Here is an 18,445-nt window from a genome sequence, read left to right on the forward strand (position 1 = left end):
GCCGCCCCCGCGAAGACCGAAACCCTCGCCAAGCCCAAGATCCCCGCCGAGCCCGACACCTCTACAAAGACCGACCCCCCGGCCAAGCCCATCCCTGCCGCCGGCCCGACTGCCCCGGCCGACCCCAAGGTCCCCCAGCCCTCCTGAGCCCCACCCCCAACCCAGTCAGCCAAGCACACCCCCCACACAAACAAAGGCGCCCCGAGCCAACCAGCCCGGGGCGCCTTCACCGTCGTACCACCACGTCAGGCCACCACGTCAGGCCACCACGTCAGACCCGCGCGTCAGACCCTCACGTCAGCCCCCACCGGCATCCGCGGAGCCCACCGCCCCGGCACGCACACGAGGGGCCACCCCGTGAACCCAACCCCACCTCAAGAATGCGTCCGCAACAACGTCCGCATCGTCCGCATCGCCACCGACAGATTCGCCAGATCGAACGTGTCCGACGACTGGATCTCCTCCAGCGTCGACCGCGCCCGCCCCAGAATCGCCAGGTTCTTCTGCTCCCAGAGCTTGAACCGCTGCTCGGGCGTCGAGGAACCATTGCCGACCGCGAGGACATCCGCGGCGACGGCCGCGTGGGCCGCGTACAGGTCCTCGCGGATGGCGGCGCGGGCCATGGACTGCCAGCGGTCCGCGCGGGGCAGTTCGATGATCCGGTCCATGAGGCGGGTGATCCGCAGCCGGTCGGCGAGGTCGTAGTACACCTCGGCGACGGCCAGCGGGTCCTTGCCCGTGCGGTCGGCCACCGACACGATGTCGAGCGCCGGGAAGGCGGAGGAGAACCCGGCGACCCGGGAGGCCACCTCGTCGGGGACGCCGGCGCCGGTCAGCTCGTCGTGGATCTGCTGCCACCACTCCAGGTCCGCGCCGCGCATCAGCTTCGGCAGCTGCTGCCAGACCTGCTCGACCCGCTCGACGAAGAACTCGACCGTCTCGGCCAGCTCCAGCGGCTGCGGCCGGTTGTTGAGCAGCCAGCGCGTGCCGCGCTCGACGAGCCGTCGCGAGTGCAGCCGGATCCGGGTCTGGACCTCGGCCGCGACCTGGTTGTCGAGGCCCTCCACGGCGTCCCACACCGGAGCGGAACGGAAGATCGCGCGCGCCGCGGTCTGCGCCCGCACGATCTCCTCCAGCGAGGCGCCGGTCTCCTCGCGCAGCCGGTGCAGATACGTTGTACCGCCCGTGTTGACCGTGTCGTTGACCAGCACGGTCGTGGTGATCTCGCGGCGCAGCGGGTGGTTGTCGATGTGCTCCGGGAACTTCTCGCGCAGCGCGCTCGGGAAGTACGCGTAGAGCAGCCCGCTCAGATAGGGGTCGTCGGGCAGCGAGGTGTGCAGCAGCTCCTCGGCGACCGTGATCTTCGTGTACGCCATCAGCACGGCCGTCTCCGGGCTGGTCAGGCCCTGGCCGGAGGTGAGGCGCTCGCGGATCTGGCGGTCGGTCGGCAGGAACTCCAGCGCCCGGTCGAGGTGCCCCTCGCGCACCAGGTGGCGCATGAAGCGCTGCTGGGCGTTGAGCATGTCCTTGGACTGGGCGAGGGCGTTGGCGATGGCGGTGTTCTGCGCGTAGTTGTTGCGCAGCACCAGTCGGCCGACCTCGTCGGTCATCGTGGCGAGCAGCTTGTTGCGCTGCTTGACGGTCATGTCGCCGTCGGTGACCAGGCCGTTGAGCAGGATCTTGATGTTCACCTCGTGGTCGGAGGTGTCCACGCCCGCGCTGTTGTCGATCGCATCGGTGTTGATCTTGCCGCCGTTGCGGGCGAACTCGATCCGGCCGAGCTGGGTCAGGCCCAGGTTGCCGCCCTCACCGACCACGCTGACCCGCAGATCCTCACCGTCGACCCGGATGGCGTCGTTGGCCTTGTCGCCGACGTCGGCGTGCGACTCGGTGGTGGCCTTGACGTACGTACCGATGCCGCCGTTCCACAGGAGGTCCACCGGGGCCTTGAGGATCGCCTTCATCAGATCGGCCGGGGTGACCTTGGCGATCTTCCCCTCGATGCCGAGGGCCTCGCGGATGTGCGCGTTGATCGGGATGGCCTTGGCGCTGCGCGGGAAGACGCCGCCGCCCGCCGAGAGCAACTGCGTGTCGTAGTCGGCCCAGCTGGAGCGGGGCAGCTCGAACAGCCGGCGGCGCTCGGCGTAGGAGACGGCCGCGTCCGGGTGCGGGTCGATGAAGATGTGCCGGTGGTCGAAGGCGGCGACCAGCCGGATGTGCTCGCTGAGCAGCATGCCGTTGCCGAAGACGTCGCCGGACATGTCGCCGACGCCGACGACCGTGAAGTCCTCGCTCTGCGTGTCCACACCCAGCTCGCGGAAGTGCCGCTTGACGGACTCCCAGGCGCCGCGCGCGGTGATGCCCATGCCCTTGTGGTCGTACCCGGCGCTGCCGCCGGAGGCGAAGGCGTCACCGAGCCAGAAGTTGTAGCTGCCGGCGACGTCGTTGGCGATGTCGGAGAAGGTCGCGGTGCCCTTGTCGGCGGCCACCACGAGGTACGTGTCGTCCTCGTCGTGCCGTACGACGTCGATGGGCGGGACGACCTCGCCGGCCACCATGTTGTCGGTGATGTCGAGCAGCGCCGAGATGAAGGTCTTGTAGCTGGCGATGCCCTCGGCGAGCCACGCGTCCCGGTCCACGGACGGATCGGGCAGCTGCTTGGCGACGAAGCCGCCCTTGGCGCCGACCGGCACGATGACGGTGTTCTTCACCATCTGCGCCTTGACCAGTCCGAGGATCTCCGTACGGAAGTCCTCGCGCCGGTCCGACCAGCGCAGCCCGCCGCGCGCGACCTTGCCGAACCGCAGGTGCACGCCCTCGACGCGCGGGGAGTAGACCCAGATCTCGAACGCCGGGCGGGGCGCGGGCAGATCCGGGATGGCCTGCGGGTCGAACTTCATGGACACGTAGTCATGCGCCCGGCCGCCGACGGCCTCCTGGAAGAAGTTGGTGCGCAGGGTGGCCTTGATGACGGTGAGGAAGGCCCGCAGGATGCGGTCCTCGTCCAGGCTCGCGACCTGGTCGAGCGCCGCGTCCAGCTCCTCCAGCAGCGCGTCCACGATCTCGCGGCCGGCGCGCTGGCGGTCCGGCGACATCCGCGCCTCGAACAGGGAGACGAGCAGCCGGGTGGTGTGGACATTGTTACGGAGGGTGTCCTCCATGTAGTCCTGGCTGAACGTGGAGCCCGCCTGGCGCAGATACTTCGCGTACGCCCGCAGCACCATGGCCTGGCGCCAGCTCAGCCCGGCGCTGAGCACCAGCGCGTTGAAGCCGTCGTTCTCCGCCTTGCCGGTCCAGCTCGCGGCGAACGCCTCCTGGACCCGCTCGCGCGCGTCGTCGCCGAGGAGCTCGCCGTTCTTGAACTTCGGCAGGCGCAGCCCGAAGTCGTAGATCCAGGCCACGCTGCGGTCGGCGCAGCGCAGTTCGTACGGGCGTTCGTCCACCACCTCGACGCCGAGGCGGTTGAGGACCGGCAGCACCGCGGACAGGGAGATCGCGTCGCCCTTGCGGTAGATCTTGAAGCGGCGCTCCTCGGGGGCGGCGCCCACCGGCTCGTAGAGGCTGAGGGCGAAGTTCTGCTCCTCGGTGAGCCGCTCCACGTTCACCAGGTCGGCGACGGCCGCGCGCGGGGTGTGGTCGGCCTTGTACCCCTCGGGGATGGAGTTGCCGTACTTGCGCAGCAGTTCGGCGGCGCGCTCCTCGCCGCACTCGGCGTTCAGCGCCTCCGCGAAGCCGTCCGCCCAGGAGCGCGCGGCCTCCACCAGGCGGGCCTCGATCCGCTCCCGGTCGCTGTAGGACAGCTCGGGCAGGTCGGTGCCCTGCGGGACCCGGACCACGAAGTGCAGCCGGGACAGGATCGACTCGGTGTTCCAGGCGGTGAAGTCGACGCTGGTGCCGTCCAGCTCCTCCTTGAGGATGTCGATGATCCGCAGCCGTACGCCGGTGGTGTAGCGGTCGCGCGGGAGGTAGACGAGGGCCGAGTAGTAGCGCCCGTACTCGTCCTGGCGCAGGTAGAGCCGCAGTCGCCGGCGCTCCTGGAGGTAGAGCACGGAGGTGACGATGGTCTGGAGCTCGTCGACCGGCGTCTGGAACAGCTCGTCGCGCGGGTACGTCTCCATGATCTGGAGCAGATCGCGCCCGTCATGGCTGTTGGGCGAGAAGCCGGCGCGCTTGAGGACCGCCTGGACCTTGCGCCGGATCACGGGGACGCGCCGCACGGACTCGGTGTAGGCGGCGGAGGAGAACAGGCCGAGGAACCGGCGTTCCCCCACGACGTTCCCGTCCTTGTCGAACTTCTTGACGCCGATGTAGTCGAGGTAGGAGGGCCGGTGGACGGTGGACCGGCTGTTGGCCTTGGTCAGGACGAGGAGCTTGTGCTCCCGGGCCTTGGCGCGGGCGTCGGCGGGCAGCCGCTCGAAGGACGGGCTGACCGGGTGCGCCTCCTCACCGGAGTGGTGCGGATCGGCGCGCAGAATGCCGAGGCCGGTGCCGGCGACGGCGGCGAGCGAGTCGTCGTCACGCAGCTCGTACTCGCGGTAGCCGAGGAAGGTGAAATGGTCGGCGGCGAGCCAGCGCAGCAGCTCGCGGGCCTCCTCGGTCTCGTCGTCGCTCAGATCGGCGGGCGCGGGTTCCGCGGGCAGCTCCTCCGCGAGCCGCACGGCCGCGTCCCGCATCTTGCCCCAGTCCTCGACGGCCTCGCGGACATCGGAGAGCACCCGCAGCAGATCCGTGGTGATCTGCTTGAGGTCGGCGCGGTCGGTCTCCCGGTCCGTCTCGACATGGATCCAGGACTCGATGTGCGCGTCATGCGGAAGATCACCGCCGGGTGGGCCGGTGAGCACCTCGATGAGCTTGCCGGTGACATCGCGCCGCACCACGACCTGCGGGTGGATGACGACATGGATGCCGCGTCCCTGGCGGGTCAGCTCATTGGTGACGGAGTCGACGAGGAAGGGCATGTCGTCCGTCACGACTTCCACGACGGAGTGACTGCACGTCCACCCGTTCTCCTCGACGGTCGGGGTGTGCACCCGCACGTTGGCCGTGCCCTGCGGGCGGTTTTCGGCCAGCCGGCAGTGTGAGTAGGCGGCTCCGAAGATGTCGACCGGGTCGCGGTCGGCGAGATCCTCCGGGGCGGTGTGCAAGTAGTAGCGCTGGAGGAACGCGAGCACGGCCGCCCGGTCAGGGGTACCGCGATCCGTCGTCCCAGTCGGTAGGTGCCCCCCGACCGGGCTGTTCTCAGCTACCCGGGCAGCCCGATCGAGCAGCTCGGCCTTGGCTTCGTCCAGCTTGGTCTGCATTGTCCTCTGGCTCCTGTCGCGCGCCGTTGCGTGACGTAGAAGAAAGTACGTGGAAGTACGGTCTCCACCCTTGCGGGGTCACGCCGAGACGCGGGGTGTCCGGTCTTTTCCGACGCTATGCCGCCAGGGGAGAGGGGCGGGGGGATATCAGCCATTCCCGACGCGCCCGAGGGATGTGACGCTGCTCTCGGCAACACCACGGCCCTGGGTACCTCCGGGGATATGTCCCGGGAGATACGGGGCGCTCCGAAGCGCCCGCGAGGACCAGCGACCGCCGCCCGAGCACGGATGTCGTCCGTGCACCTCGGGCGCAGAGCGGAGGCACGATGGCCCCCGCGAACTATCGCGCTGATCACGCCACCCAGGCTATCTCTCCCCACCGGCCCCTCGTCATGAGCCGTATGTGTACAAAACCACAGCCAGAACTTTGACGTTCTGCACAGATGTGGAGTACGCATCCCGTGTGAGCGTGGCCGCCGTACGGCGATCGGCGTAGAAAGGCCGGATGGGGGCGTGCGGAGCCGGAGGGTGTTCGGCGTATGGCGGGTGCGCGGACCGGCGCACCACCCCTGCCCGGAAATCGGCGCGTCCCCTTGGCAAGCACCCCGCGACACGGCACGTTCTCGACAGGACGAACCGATCCGAAGGAGCCCTCATGTCCCCCGCTTCCGCCACGTCCCCCCATTCCCCCACACCCCCCAAGATCCTGATTCTCACCGGCGACGCCGCGGAATCCCTCGAAGTCCTCTACCCCTACCAGCGTCTTCTGGAAGAGGGCTACGAGGTCCACATCGCCGCCCCGACCCGCAAGAAGCTCCAGTTCGTCGTCCACGACTTCGAACCCGGCTTCGACACCTACACCGAGAAGGCCGGCTACACCTGGCCCGCCGACCTGGCGTTCTCCGAGGTGGACCCCGGTCAGTACGTCGCGGTGGTGATCCCGGGCGGCCGGGCGCCCGAGTATCTGCGCAACGACGCCGAGCTGCGCAAGATCCTCAAGTCGTTCTTCGACGCCGACAAGCCGGTCGCCCAGATCTGCCACGGCCCCCTGCTGACCGCCGCGATCGACGGCCTGCGGGGACGCCGCGTCACCGCATACCCGGCCCTGGAGATCGACATGCAGTCCGCCGGCGCCACCTTCCAGGACACCGAGGCGGTCGTCGACGGCACCCTCGTCTCCTCCCGCGCCTGGCCCGACCACCCGGCCTGGATGCGCGAGTTCCTGAAGGTCCTGCGCGCGAAGTCCCCGGCGACCTGATCGGCAGGGCGGCGACGCGTCACGCAGGCAGGCGGCGCCGCACGGGGTACGCGACGCCGTGCGGGGGTACGCGACGCCGCACGGGGGTATGCGACGCGTCACGCGCCTGCCAGGCATCGCCCCTGCCGCGCGTCATTCGCATGCCGCTCGTCACGCGCATGCCACGGCATCAGGCACCAGCCGCGCGTCACGCACACGAGCGCACCCCGCACACACGACTCCCCCGCATCGCTACGTCGCTATTCGGCCCGCCTCCACAACCGCCTCCGCCAGTGTGTCCACCACCGGCACCCCCGTCTCCTCCAGGCTGGCCCGGCTGTGCGATCCCCCGGTGTAGAGCACGGCCCGCGCCCCCGCGTGCCGTGCCGCCACCGCGTCGTCCGCGGCGTCCCCGATCACGACCGTGCGCCCCGGCTCCACCCCGCCGAGGGCGGCGAGATGCCGCACCATGTGCTCGGCCTTGCTGCCCCCGGACGGCCCGGTCCGCCCGTCGACCCGCAGGAAGTGGCTCTCGATCCCGAACCCGCGCACCAGCGGGACCAGGTCCTCATGCCCGTACATGCTCAGGATCGACTGGCTGCGCCCCGCCGACCCCCACCCGGTCAGCAGGTCCCCGACCCCGTCGGTCAGCCCGCACCCGACCCGGTGCTCCGTGTAGTGCCGCTGGAAGGTCACGTCCATGACCTCCCACTCCGCCTCGGTCGGCAGCCGGCCCAGCAGCCGCTCGTAGAACTTCGGCACCGGCACGCAGTACAGCGCCCGGTACTCCTCCATCGTGAGCGGTTCCAGCCCCAGCTCGGCGAACGCCGCGTTCGTCGCCCCGATGATCGCGTCATTGTCGTGGAACAGCGTGCCGTTCCAGTCCCAGACGATGTGTGCCCCTGTCTGCATCCCCATGCCAGAAAACGTACCCCCCACCACTGACAATCATGAGAACTCCAGCTCAGAGGCGATCAGGTGGCATCCGGTAGGCGTCCAGTGGCACGGGACCCCGCCGTAGGACGGCCCAGTCCCGGCCCAGCACGCCGACGACGGCTGCCCTCCCGAGGTCCCCGCCCCCACCCGCCAAGAACCCCTCAGTCCCCCGACCCCACCAGCCCCGCGATCTCCTGCGTGGCGAACCACAGCAGCTCATGGTCCTCCGCCCCGTCCACCACGAACTGCGCGTCGCCGTCCCCGCCGGCCGCCGCGGCCAGCGCCGCCGCGGCCGCGGCCACATCCGCCACCGCGTCCCCGGCGTCGACATGCACGGCCGCCGCCCTGTCCAGCGCCACCGCGCCGGCGATCCGCACCTCGCCCAGCACGGCCGGATCCAGCCCCCGGTCGGGATCCGCGACAGCCGTCCCGTCCGGTACGTCCACGGCGACCACGACCCGCCGCCGCACGGCACCAGGGTCGGCCGCGATCAGCCGGAGCGAGGCCAGCGCCGCCCGGTTCAGCGCCGCGTACTCCAGTTCCTCGATGTCGTCGGAGAGATACCACTCCCGCAGACCGGGCGTCACCGCGTACGCGACGACCGGCCCGTCCCCCAGCTCGCCCGCTTTGTACGCCTCGGCGAGACCGGGGAGGGTCAGGGGGACGTAGACGCGCATGGCTGGCCGCTTTCGTGGTCGGAGGGCTCGCAACAGGCTCACAGCACCCCGGCAAGAGCCCGAAAAACCACCGGCGTGCCCTTCAGGATACGTCCGGGGAGCCCCCTTTCGAGTCCCTGCCCACCCACCCGGAAGCGTCAACCCGACGCCGCAAAACCACCACCCCACACCCACCCCACCAGGCATGACGCCCCACAGATCACCCTGATAGGTGAATTGTGAGACGCCCGAGCCCGGCGAGAGGCCCGCTTGCCGCCCCGGCCTCCTCCGTACAAGATCCCCAACAGGAAGTTACCGTCCAGTACGAAACAGGCGGCCGACCGAACGGGGATCACCATGAACAAGGTCATGACCAGGGCCCAGGCACACGCCCAGCGCCCCTCACGCACCCGCCCGCCGGGCCGCCGCGACTCCCGCCGCCCCGGCGCCGCCCCACCCCGCTTCCCGGGCGTCCGACGCCCGGGTCCGGGCACACCGGCAGGCACCACCGCCCCGACGTCACCACTGGCCCCACCACCGGCCTCACCGCCGGCCTCCCTCACCGACCCGGGCACAGGCACGGGAGCCACGCCCACCACCCCCACAGTCCCCCACCAGGCCCCCCACGGGCCCCGGCCCGCCCTTCCCACCGAACCCTTCGCCGAGCGCCTCCTGGCCGTCCTCAGCGGCGCCCGCCCCGTCCACTACATGCTCGGCCTCACCTCCGGCCGCGCCTACGACGAACTGGCCTGGCTCGCCGAACGCGGCCCCCTGCGCACCACCCGAGGCGTCCGCCCCGTCGTCCGTGAGATCGGCTGGTACGAGGCCGGACCGGGCGCCGTCGAGGTCTTCGCGCGGATCGGCGCCGGCGACCGCGTGCGCGCGATGGCCTTCCGCCTGGAACTGAGCGACGACCGCCGCTGGCGCTGCACCGCGGTCGACCTCGGCGGCCCCCCGCTCCCCCGGAACCAGAGCGGCTGACCACACCCGGCACCAGAACCACCGAAGCCCCGCAGAGGGGCCGACACCGAAGAGGGGGATGGCACAGGGACCGATGACAACGGGTCCGAACAGGCCGATGGCAAAGGGGCGATGACGCCCGACACAGAAGGGCCGGCCTCCCCAGGAGACCGGCCCACCCACTCCGCTACGACGCTGTGCCGCTACCCCGCCACGACGCGCGGGACGCCGCCACGATCACGCCGCACGGCGCCTACTTCTTCCGGCGCCGCCCACCCCGCGACTGCTTGCGCCGCTCCGCGCGGGTGAGGCCGTCGGCCTCCGACCGCACCGGCTCGTCGTCGTCGGTGAAGTCACCCTCGATGGTGCCGCCCTCGCCGTCCACGGTCGGCGCCGAGAAGTGCAGGTTCCGCCGCTGCGGGGCGTCCAGGCCCTTGGCGCGGATCTCGGGGCGCGCGCCCGCCTGCGCCGGCACGGCGTCCTGCTTCTCCAGGGACGGCTTGGCGTCCTCGACGGGGACCTCCTCGACCTGCTGCTCGACCTGGACCTCCAGGTTGAACAGATAGCCGACGGACTCCTCCTTGATGCCCTCCATCATGGCGGTGAACATGTCGAAGCCCTCGCGCTGGTACTCGACCAGCGGGTCCTTCTGGGCCATCGCGCGCAGGCCGATGCCCTCCTGGAGGTAGTCCATCTCGTAGAGGTGCTCACGCCACTTGCGGTCCAGCACACTGAGCACCACCCGGCGCTCCAGCTCACGCATGATCTCGGAGCCGAGCTGCTCCTCACGCGCCTCGTACTGCTGGTGGATGTCGTCCTTGATGGAGTCGGCGATGAACTCGGCGGTCAGCCCGGCCCGGTCCCCGGCCTCCTCCTCCATGGCGTCGACATCGGCCTTCACCGGGTAGAGCTGCTTGAAGGCGCCCCACAGCCGGTCCAGGTCCCAGTCCTCGGCGAAGCCCTCGGCGGTCTCGGCGCCGACATAGGCGTCGATCGTGTCGTCCATGAAGTGCCTGACCTGCTCGTGCAGGTCCTCGCCCTCCAGGACGCGGCGGCGCTCGCCGTAGATGACCTCACGCTGCCGGTTGAGGACCTCGTCGTACTTCAGGACGTTCTTACGGGTCTCGAAGTTCTGCTGCTCGACCTGTGACTGCGCGGACGCGATCGCGCGGGTGACCATCTTGTTCTCGATCGGCACGTCGTCCGGGACGTTCGCCATGGACATCACGCGCTCGACCATCTGCGCCTTGAACAGCCGCATCAGGTCGTCACCGAGCGAGAGGTAGAAACGGGACTCGCCCGGGTCGCCCTGACGGCCGGAACGACCGCGCAGCTGGTTGTCGATCCGGCGCGACTCGTGCCGCTCGGTGCCCAGCACATACAGGCCGCCGAGGTCCTTGACCTCCTCGAACTCGGTCCGCACCGCCTTCTCGGCCCGCTCCAGGGCAGCCGGCAGCGCCGCGGCCCACTCCTCGATGTGCTCCTCGGGGTCGAGCCCGCGCTGGCGCAGGTCGGCCTCGGCGAGGTCGTCGGGGTTGCCGCCCAGCTTGATGTCCGTACCACGGCCGGCCATGTTGGTCGCCACGGTCACCGCGCCCTTGCGGCCGGCCTGGGCGACGATCTGCGCCTCCCGGTCGTGCTGCTTGGCGTTGAGCACCTCGTGCTGGATGCCGCGCTTGGACAGCTGCTGCGAGAGGTACTCGGACTTCTCGACCGAGGTGGTGCCGACCAGGATCGGCTGGCCCTTCTCGTGCTTCTCGGCGATGTCGTCGACCACCGCGTCGAACTTGGCGACCTCGGTGCGGTAGATCAGGTCCGACTGGTCCTTGCGGACCATGGGCTTGTTGGTCGGGATCGGGACCACACCGAGCTTGTAGATCTGGTGGAACTCGGCGGCCTCGGTCATCGCCGTACCGGTCATGCCGGAGAGCTTGCCGTAGAGGCGGAAGAAGTTCTGAAGGGTGATCGTGGCGAGCGTCTGGTTCTCGTCCTTGATCGGCACCCCTTCCTTCGCCTCGATAGCCTGGTGCATGCCCTCGTTGTAACGGCGGCCGGCGAGGATACGGCCGGTGTGCTCGTCGACGATCATGACTTCGCCGTCGATGACGACGTAGTCCTTGTCCTTCTTGAACAGTTCCTTCGCCTTGATGGCGTTGTTCAGATAGCCGACCAGCGGCGTGTTCACCGACTCGTAGAGGTTGTCGATGCCCAGCCAGTCCTCGACCTTGCTGACGCCGGACTCGTGGATGGCGACCGTGCGCTTCTTCTCGTCGACGTCGTAGTCGCCGGTCTCCTCAAGGCCCTTGAGGGGCTGGCCGGCCTCACCGCGCTTGAGGCGCGTGACCAGCTTGGCGAAGTCGCCGTACCACTTGGTGGCCTGGTCGGCCGGGCCGGAGATGATCAGCGGTGTGCGGGCCTCGTCGATGAGGATGGAGTCGACCTCGTCGACCACCGCGAAGTTGTGGCCGCGCTGGACGAGTTCGTCCTTCGACCAGGCCATGTTGTCGCGCAGGTAGTCGAAGCCGAACTCGTTGTTCGTGCCGTAGGTGATGTCGCAGTTGTACTGCTCGCGGCGCTGGGCCGGCGTCATGTTGGAGAGGATGCAGCCCACGTCCAGACCGAGGAACTTGTGGACGCGGCCCATCATCTCGGAGTCGCGCTCGGCCAGGTAGTCGTTGACCGTGATCAGGTGCACGCCGTCGCCCGAGAGCGCGTTCAGATACGTCGGCAGGGTGCCGACCAGGGTCTTGCCCTCACCGGTCTTCATCTCGGCGACATAGCCGAGGTGCAGGGCGGCGCCGCCCATGATCTGCACGTCGTAATGGCGCTGGCCGAGGACGCGCTTGGCAGCCTCGCGCACGGTGGCGAACGCCTCGGGCAGCAGGTCGTCCAGGGTCTCACCGTCGACGTAGCGCTGCTTGTACTCATCGGTGAGGGCCCGCAGCTCGGCGTCGGAGAGGTCGACGAAGTCCTCTTCGATGGAGTTGACCTGGTCCGCGATGCGGTGCAGCTTGCGCAGGATCTTGCCTTCGCCTGCACGCATGATCTTCGAGAGGACGGACACGGGGGTTGGTCTCCTTGCCGGTCGGGCCTGGGACGGTCGGTTTCCATTGGACATGACGGAGCAACGGCCATCGTATGCGAGGACCCGCCCGCACCGGGAGGCCCGCAGAACCGACGGCGGCCATCGTCTTCACTTCCGCAGCTGAAGCCGGGCGCGGATCCCGCCATGACCCGGTCCGGCCCTGTCCCGGATCCGTCGGCGATCCACCCGTTCACAGGGCACAACGGTCGGGATGCGCGGATGGTGCCGGATCACGGCGGGCATTTTCGCGAATTGTGATCACCCGATCACGCACGGCACACACGGCCCGCACGGCAAAGCGATGGCGCGCCTTCCGCCGCCGCGCGCAGAATCTGCCCATGGAACCCGTCACGCTGAGCACCGACCGGCTGCGGCTGCGCGCGGTCGGCCCGGACGACACGGACGTGGTGCACGCCGCGTGCCAGGACCCCGACATCCAGCGCTGGACCACGATCCCCTCGCCCTACCTCCCCGAGCACGCCGAGAGCTTCGTCCGGCAGGCGTCGCCGGAGGGCTGGGCGGCCGGCTCGATGTTCACCTTCGGCGTCTTCCTGCCCGAGGGCGGCCTGACCGGCATGCTCGGCATCACCATGCGCTCCCTGGGAGTCGGCGAGATCGGCTACTGGGCGGCCAAGGAGCACCGCGGCCATGGCTACACCACCGAGGCGGCCGTCGCCGCGTCCCGCTGGGCGTTCGTCCACGCGCGCGTGGACCGTGTCGAATGGCGCGCGGAGGTCGGCAATCACGCCTCCCGCGCGGTCGCCGAGAAGGCCGGCTTCACCATCGAGGGCGTCCTGCGCTCCGGCCTGAACAACAACGGCGTACGCCGTGACTGCTGGATCGGCTCCCTGCTCCCATCGGACCTGGGCCTGCCCTCGACGGCGCCCTACCTCCCGGCCCCACTCACCTGACCTCCCCAGCGGCCGTACGATCCCGACGCCCACACCAGCCCGATTCGCGCGATCCCGAAGCCGCCAATCCCGAGGCACGCGCACTTCCGAGGCACGCGCAATCCCGAAGCCGCCCGATCCCACGGCCACCGGACCCCCACGGCCACCGGACCCCGCAGCGGCCGGGGCCCAAACCACCGAACCCGGGCGCCTCCGCCCACAAACCCGCAGCTCAGCCCGCATTGTCAGACCCACCGTCTATCGTGCGGAGGCATGACGACCCCGCGCCCCCTGGCAGAGCTGTCCGCGGCAGAGGCCCGCCGTATCGTCCTGCGCGCCCAGGGCTTTCTCGGCTCCCCCGACCGCAGGGCCGGTGTCCGCGGCATCCTGCGGCACCTCGGCGCGGTCCAGCTCGACACCATCTCCGTCCTCGCCCGCTCCCACGAGCTCGTGCCGTACGCGCGCCTGGGCGCGGTCGGCCGCAAGACGGTGGAGCGGGCGTACTGGACCGACACCCACTCCTTCGAGTACTGGTCGCACGCCGCCTGCATCCTGCCCATCGAGGAGTGGCCCCACTTCGCCTTCCGCCGCCGCGCCTACCGCGACCGCCCGCACTGGGGCCACGACCTGCCGGACGGCGTCTACGAGCAGGTGATCAAGCAACTCCGCGCGGAGGGCCCGCTCACGGCGACGGAGCTGGGCGGCGCCAAGCGCACCAGCGAGTGGTGGGACTGGTCGGGCGCCAAGGTCGCCGTGGAGCGCGCGCTGATGTACGGCGAGGTGGTGTGCGTCGAGCGCCGCGGCTGGAAGCGGCTGTACGACCTGGCCGAGCGCGCGGTCCCCGAAGCGCTGCTCCACGACGATCTGGACGACACGGAGTGCCTGCGCCGTCTGGTCCGTCTGGCCGGCGAGGCCCTCGGGGTCGGCACCCGCGCGGACATCGCCGACTACCACCGCCTCAAGGGCGAGCAGGTGGACGCGGTGATCGCCGACTCCGGCCTGGTCCCGGTCTCGGTGGCGGGCTGGGGCAAACCGGCCTGGGCGGACCCGGCGGCCCTGGCGACCACACCGCGCGGACGGCACCGTACGACGCTGCTGTCCCCGTTCGACTCCCTGATCTGGGAACGGGCGCGCACGGAGCGGATCTTCGGCTTCACCCACCGCCTGGAGGCGTACGTCCCCAAGCAGAAGCGGATCCACGGCTACTTCGCGATGCCGGTCCTGTCCGGCGGCACGCTCGTCGGACGCGTCGACCCGGCCCGCGAGGGCCAGACCCTGGTCGCCAGACAGATCACCCTCGACGGCCCCAAGGCCGTCCCCGCGGTCGCCCAGGCCCTGGTGGAGGCGGCGAGCTGGGTGAACTGCACGGACGTACGGGTGGAACGCGTCGACACCCCGGACCTGCGCGACGCCCTCACGAGCGAACTGACGGGACTGCTCGGCTGACCACCGGGAAGCGCACGCGGACCCGGTGACCCCGCGCCACCGGGTCCGCGGTCACCGAGCCCGGAACCGCCCGGCCCGCAGAACCCGTGAGATCCGCGACATCCGCGAGGCCACCGTCAGCGGATCTCCAGGATCTTCTCGCGCATCGCGTACACCACCGCCTCCATCCTGGAGTGCAGCTGAAGCTTCTCCAGGATGTTGCGCACATGGTTCTTCACGGTGTTCTCGGAGATGAACAACTCCTTGGCGATGTCCCGGTTGTTCATCCCCGTGGCGACCAGCTTGAGCACTTCCAGCTCGCGGTCGGTGAGCCGCGGCGCGGGCACCAGCCGCCGCTCGTCGGTGCGCTGGATCATCGACTTGAACTCGGTGAGCAGCTTGGACGCCATGGACGGACTGATCTGGGACTGCCCGTCGGCCACCGCGCGGATCGCCGTGGCGACCTCGTCCGTGGAGATCTCCTTGAGGAGATAGCCGGTCGCGCCCGCCTTGATCGCGTCGTAGAGATCCGCTTCCTCGTCGCTGATCGTCAGCATGATGATCTTCGCGCTGGGTGCCACCTCCTTGATGGAGGTGCACGCCTCGATCCCGCCGCGCTTGGGCATCCGTACATCCATCAGCACGATGTCGGGCAGCAGATCGGCCGCCTTGTCGACGGCCTCGGCGCCGTCCCCGGCCTCTCCGATGACCTGGATGTCCTCCTCGGCCGCGAGCACGATCTCCAGTCCGCGCCGGAAGAGGGCGTGATCATCGACGACCAGGACACGGATCGGCTCCTTGCGTGACGCGCCCGTGTCCGGGCTCTCGGCGGCGACGCCTACGTGGGCGCCCCCGTCCTGCATGGGTCCGAAGCTGTCCGCCATCGTTCCTCCCCCTGAAGGCTGTGGCCTGTGGTTCTGTGCCATCGCCAACCCAAGGCAACGGCCCACCGGTTGAGCCGTTGCGGCCATGATTTCATGCCTGGACGACACCGCGGTCACGCAGCGGGGCGCGAACCGGTCGCACCGGTGCCCCTGGGGGCGCACACGCGCTCCAGGGGCACCGGCATCGCTGCCGTCCGGGGAGGTCAGCGACCCAGCGACCCGCCCGCGTCGGGCGCGGGCGCCTGGGTGACCATCGTGTCCGTACGCAGGTGGATCACGCCGTAGTCGTAGGCGTGCCGCCGGTAGACGACACTGGGCTCCTTGGTCTCGGAGTCGACGAACAGATAGAAGTCGTGCCCGACCAGCTCCATCTCGTAGAGGGCCTGGTCAAGGGTCATCGGGGAAGCGACGTGGGTCTTCTCACGGACCACCAGGGGCCCGTCGCCCTTCACTTCGAGCGAGCCGAACTTCTTCGTGGGCACCTCCGGCTCGTCCGCCTCGAAGATGCTGTCGTTGCCGTTGAGCGTCGCCGCGCCCGGAACATGGTCGGCGACCTCCGCCGCCGTGAGCCGGCGGACGCCCCGGCGGGTGTGACGCTTGTCGTGCTCCCTGCGCAGCCGCGCATCCAGCTTCTCCGCCGCGAGGTCGAGCGCGGCGTACGGGTCGCTGGCCGCCGCCTCCGCCCGGATCACCGGGCCGCGGGAGCGGAGCGTGATCTCCACTCGGTCACTGCGGTCGGCCTGTCGGGGGTTGGGCTCCTTGGACACCTCGACGTCGAGGCTGATCACCTTGCCATCGAGCTTCTGGATCTTCTCCAGCTTCAGCTTCTCGGCCACGTGCTTGCGGAACCGCTCGGGCACCTCGGTCTTGCGGCCCTTGACGACGATGTCCACGCAGAACTCCGTTCCCGGATCGCTCCGCTTCGGTGGCGGAGCATCTCCCTTGTGCACCCGATCCCGGGAGGCCCCGGAACCTCGGACTCGGTGACTTCCACCTCCTCCTCCCCCATGGGCGAGATCTCCACCCGCAGGCCCCGGGTCATTGCAGAAAACCCGCGGCACGGCATTCGGATATGCGAGGGAGGGCCCGCGCCTTTCTCTCACAACCGAACATATCTCGCCCGGACGGATGTCGTCACCCTCTACTGCCGCGTACCCCCGTTCCTTGGAATTGACCCCTTCACTACCTGCAACGATGCAACTTTGCGGTCAGTTCCTGTTTATTTCGAAAGAATCAGGCGGCGCCGCGACCACAGCCGCGCAGATCGTGTCTCCGGCTCCTTTCTCCACCGGCCTTCCCTGCCCCATCGACTTCCCACCCACACTCGCTGTCATGCCCCCCGTTTCGGTCCGGACGGTCCTCGCCCCCAGCGCCGCCCGCACCGCGCGGGCCGCCTCCGCGAGGGACGCGCCCGTGGTGATCAGGTCATCCACCAGCACAATCCGGCCATCCGCCAGCAGCTCACCCGCCCCTCGCGCCACCGTCAGCGCCCCCGCGAGGTTCTCCATCCGCCGTGCCGCACCCAGCCCCGCCTGATCGGCCACCGGCCGCCGCTGCCGCAGCACCGAGAGCACCCGCGCGGCCACCCCGCCCCGCCGCAACTCACCGGCCGCCGCGAGCGCGATCCGCCGCGCGGGATCATGCCCCCGGGCCCGCACGGCCCGCCGCGCGGACGGCACAGGAACGAGCAGCACAGGCACCTGCGCCCCACCCCACATCTCCCGCTCACCCCACACCGCAGGCCCACCCGACGCCCCCGGCCCACTCCACACCCCAGGCTCACCCCGGACCCCGCACCCGCTCCCGCTCCCGCTCCCGACCACCCCCCGCACAGCCCCCGCCAGTGCCACACCGAGCGCCCCGGCCAGCGCCAGCGCACCCCGCTCCTTGTGCGCCAGCAACGCGGCCCGCACCTCGTCCTCGTACCGCCCCGCCGCAAACACCACCGGCAGCCCGCGCGGCTGAGGCACCGGCCGCACCCGCCTCGGCACGCCCCCGCTCAGCGCCGTACGGCACCGCGCGCACAGCACCGCACGAGGCGCACCGCAGCCCCCGCACTCGGCGGGCAGCACCAGATCCGTGAGATCCCGCCACCAGCTCCGCATACGCACCACTGTGCCCACGCCGAAGCCGCCCCGCCACCCCTGTGGACAACGCCTGTGGATAACTCGACACGGGCGTCACACCCAGACCCCGCCCCGCGCCATCGCACACCCGCCCCCACCCGGCCGACCCGTCTCACCCCGGATAAACCGGCGAAGACCCCTCCTTGACCACCTTCTGCCACTGCGCCCCGCTCGCCATCCGCACGATCCCGTCCTCCGAGAACGCCACCAGCGGCAGACGCTCGTCCTCGGACGCGGCGATGTCCTCCACCCCGCTCAGGGCGTCGGGGGCGGCCACCTCGGGCGTGGAGCCGTCGACCTGGACGTACGACATCTGCTGGACGCCGTCCTGCTCGCGCCCGACCACGACGAGCCGGCTGTCACCCGCCCAGGACATGGTGGTGATCTGCGACAACTGCGGGGTCGCGGACCGCATCTCCCGCACCGTCACGGAAGGCGGCTGCCCGGCCGCACCCTCCCGCTCGATCCGCCCGATGACCAGCGACTGCTCGCCGTCCTTCTCCACGACCAGCGCGACGCGCACACCGTCGGCGGCCACCCGCACGGACTCGATGCGGCCGTCGAGCCCCGGCGTCGCCACCGGAATCGGGTCGCCCTCGCCGTCCTGGAGGAGCAGCAGTCGCGGGTTCGCCGGGTCACGGTCGGCCACCCACAGGTCGCCGTAGATGTCCCAGCTCGGCGCGGTGAGGCGGTCGTTCTCCGTCCTGCCCTGGCTGACCACGACGGGCTCGGCGAGCGGCTCCTGTGCGGTCAGGGAGCCCACGTAGAGCCCCTTGCCGTCGCTGCCGACCCCGGCCGCCGTGTCCTCGTCGCGCGAGACGGCCACCGAGCGCAGTTCGCGGCTGCCCTCGCCGAGCGCGCCGGGCACGGGTTCGGCGGTGGTGGTCTTGCTGCCGCTCGGGATACGGACGAGCCGGTGGTCGCCGTCGAGGAAGTACAGGTACTG

Annotated in this window: 12 protein-coding genes; 4 read left to right on the forward strand and 8 right to left on the reverse strand. The window is 70.2% G+C overall.

All coding sequences use genetic code 11. The annotated features are described in order from the left end of the window. Positions 1–374: 374 nt before the first annotated feature. On the reverse strand, positions 375–5,300 hold the full coding sequence (locus ACFRFC_RS04145; RefSeq protein ID WP_382681175.1) for an NAD-glutamate dehydrogenase: 4,926 nt from the start codon (positions 5,298–5,300) through the stop codon (positions 375–377). Positions 5,301–5,955: 655 nt separating this feature from the next. Between ACFRFC_RS04145 and ACFRFC_RS04150 the strand changes: the two genes are divergently transcribed. Then, positions 5,956–6,558 (forward strand): DJ-1/PfpI family protein, encoded by a 603-nt coding sequence (locus ACFRFC_RS04150; RefSeq protein ID WP_382681172.1) that lies wholly within the window; start codon positions 5,956–5,958, stop codon positions 6,556–6,558. A 231-nt stretch (positions 6,559–6,789) separates the two neighbouring features. On the opposite strand, the gene ACFRFC_RS04155 is transcribed toward ACFRFC_RS04150, so the two are convergent. Together ACFRFC_RS04155 and ACFRFC_RS04160 are read right to left on the reverse strand one after the other, a co-directional pair. Beyond that, positions 6,790–7,455, reverse strand: coding sequence for an HAD family hydrolase (locus ACFRFC_RS04155; RefSeq protein ID WP_382681170.1), 666 nt, complete (start codon positions 7,453–7,455; stop codon positions 6,790–6,792). A gap of 179 nt (positions 7,456–7,634) precedes the next feature. Further along, positions 7,635–8,150, reverse strand: a complete 516-nt coding sequence (locus tag ACFRFC_RS04160) for a DUF6912 family protein (RefSeq protein WP_382681168.1) — start codon at positions 8,148–8,150, stop codon at positions 7,635–7,637. A gap of 336 nt (positions 8,151–8,486) precedes the next feature. Here ACFRFC_RS04160 and ACFRFC_RS04165 point away from each other — a divergent pair, with 336 nt between their 5' ends. After that, positions 8,487–9,110, forward strand: a complete 624-nt coding sequence (locus ACFRFC_RS04165; RefSeq protein WP_382681166.1) for an Rv3235 family protein — start codon at positions 8,487–8,489, stop codon at positions 9,108–9,110. A gap of 232 nt (positions 9,111–9,342) precedes the next feature. Here ACFRFC_RS04165 and secA read toward each other — a convergent pair whose 3' ends face one another. After that, on the reverse strand, positions 9,343–12,153 hold the full coding sequence (gene secA / locus ACFRFC_RS04170) for a preprotein translocase subunit SecA (protein WP_382681163.1): 2,811 nt from the start codon (positions 12,151–12,153) through the stop codon (positions 9,343–9,345). A gap of 359 nt (positions 12,154–12,512) precedes the next feature. Here secA and ACFRFC_RS04175 point away from each other — a divergent pair, with 359 nt between their 5' ends. Next, positions 12,513–13,085 carry a GNAT family N-acetyltransferase gene (locus tag ACFRFC_RS04175; RefSeq protein ID WP_382681160.1) on the forward strand — a complete coding sequence of 191 codons (573 nt, stop codon included), beginning with the start codon at positions 12,513–12,515 and terminating at the stop codon, positions 13,083–13,085. Positions 13,086–13,337: 252 nt separating this feature from the next. After that, positions 13,338–14,510 (forward strand): winged helix-turn-helix domain-containing protein, encoded by a 1,173-nt coding sequence (locus tag ACFRFC_RS04180; RefSeq protein ID WP_382681157.1) that lies wholly within the window; start codon positions 13,338–13,340, stop codon positions 14,508–14,510. A gap of 116 nt (positions 14,511–14,626) precedes the next feature. Here ACFRFC_RS04180 and ACFRFC_RS04185 read toward each other — a convergent pair whose 3' ends face one another. The 4 genes from ACFRFC_RS04185 to ACFRFC_RS04200 form a co-directional block, all read right to left on the reverse strand. Then, positions 14,627–15,373 carry a response regulator gene (locus tag ACFRFC_RS04185; RefSeq protein ID WP_382681155.1) on the reverse strand — a complete coding sequence of 249 codons (747 nt, stop codon included), beginning with the start codon at positions 15,371–15,373 and terminating at the stop codon, positions 14,627–14,629. A 203-nt stretch (positions 15,374–15,576) separates the two neighbouring features. Continuing rightward, positions 15,577–16,266: a ribosome hibernation-promoting factor, HPF/YfiA family gene (gene hpf, locus ACFRFC_RS04190; protein ID WP_382681153.1), complete on the reverse strand. Its 690-nt coding sequence runs from the start codon at positions 16,264–16,266 to the stop codon at positions 15,577–15,579. A gap of 315 nt (positions 16,267–16,581) precedes the next feature. Continuing rightward, positions 16,582–17,478 carry a ComF family protein gene (locus ACFRFC_RS04195; RefSeq protein WP_382681150.1) on the reverse strand — a complete coding sequence of 299 codons (897 nt, stop codon included), beginning with the start codon at positions 17,476–17,478 and terminating at the stop codon, positions 16,582–16,584. A gap of 133 nt (positions 17,479–17,611) precedes the next feature. Then, positions 17,612–18,445, reverse strand: an 834-nt coding sequence (locus ACFRFC_RS04200) for an LpqB family beta-propeller domain-containing protein (RefSeq protein WP_383112583.1), incomplete at its 5' end; no start/stop codon positions are given.

This window comes from Streptomyces sp. NPDC056734, from assembly GCF_042790455.1.
In the GTDB taxonomy this organism is placed as follows: Bacteria; Actinomycetota; Actinomycetes; order Streptomycetales; family Streptomycetaceae; genus Streptomyces.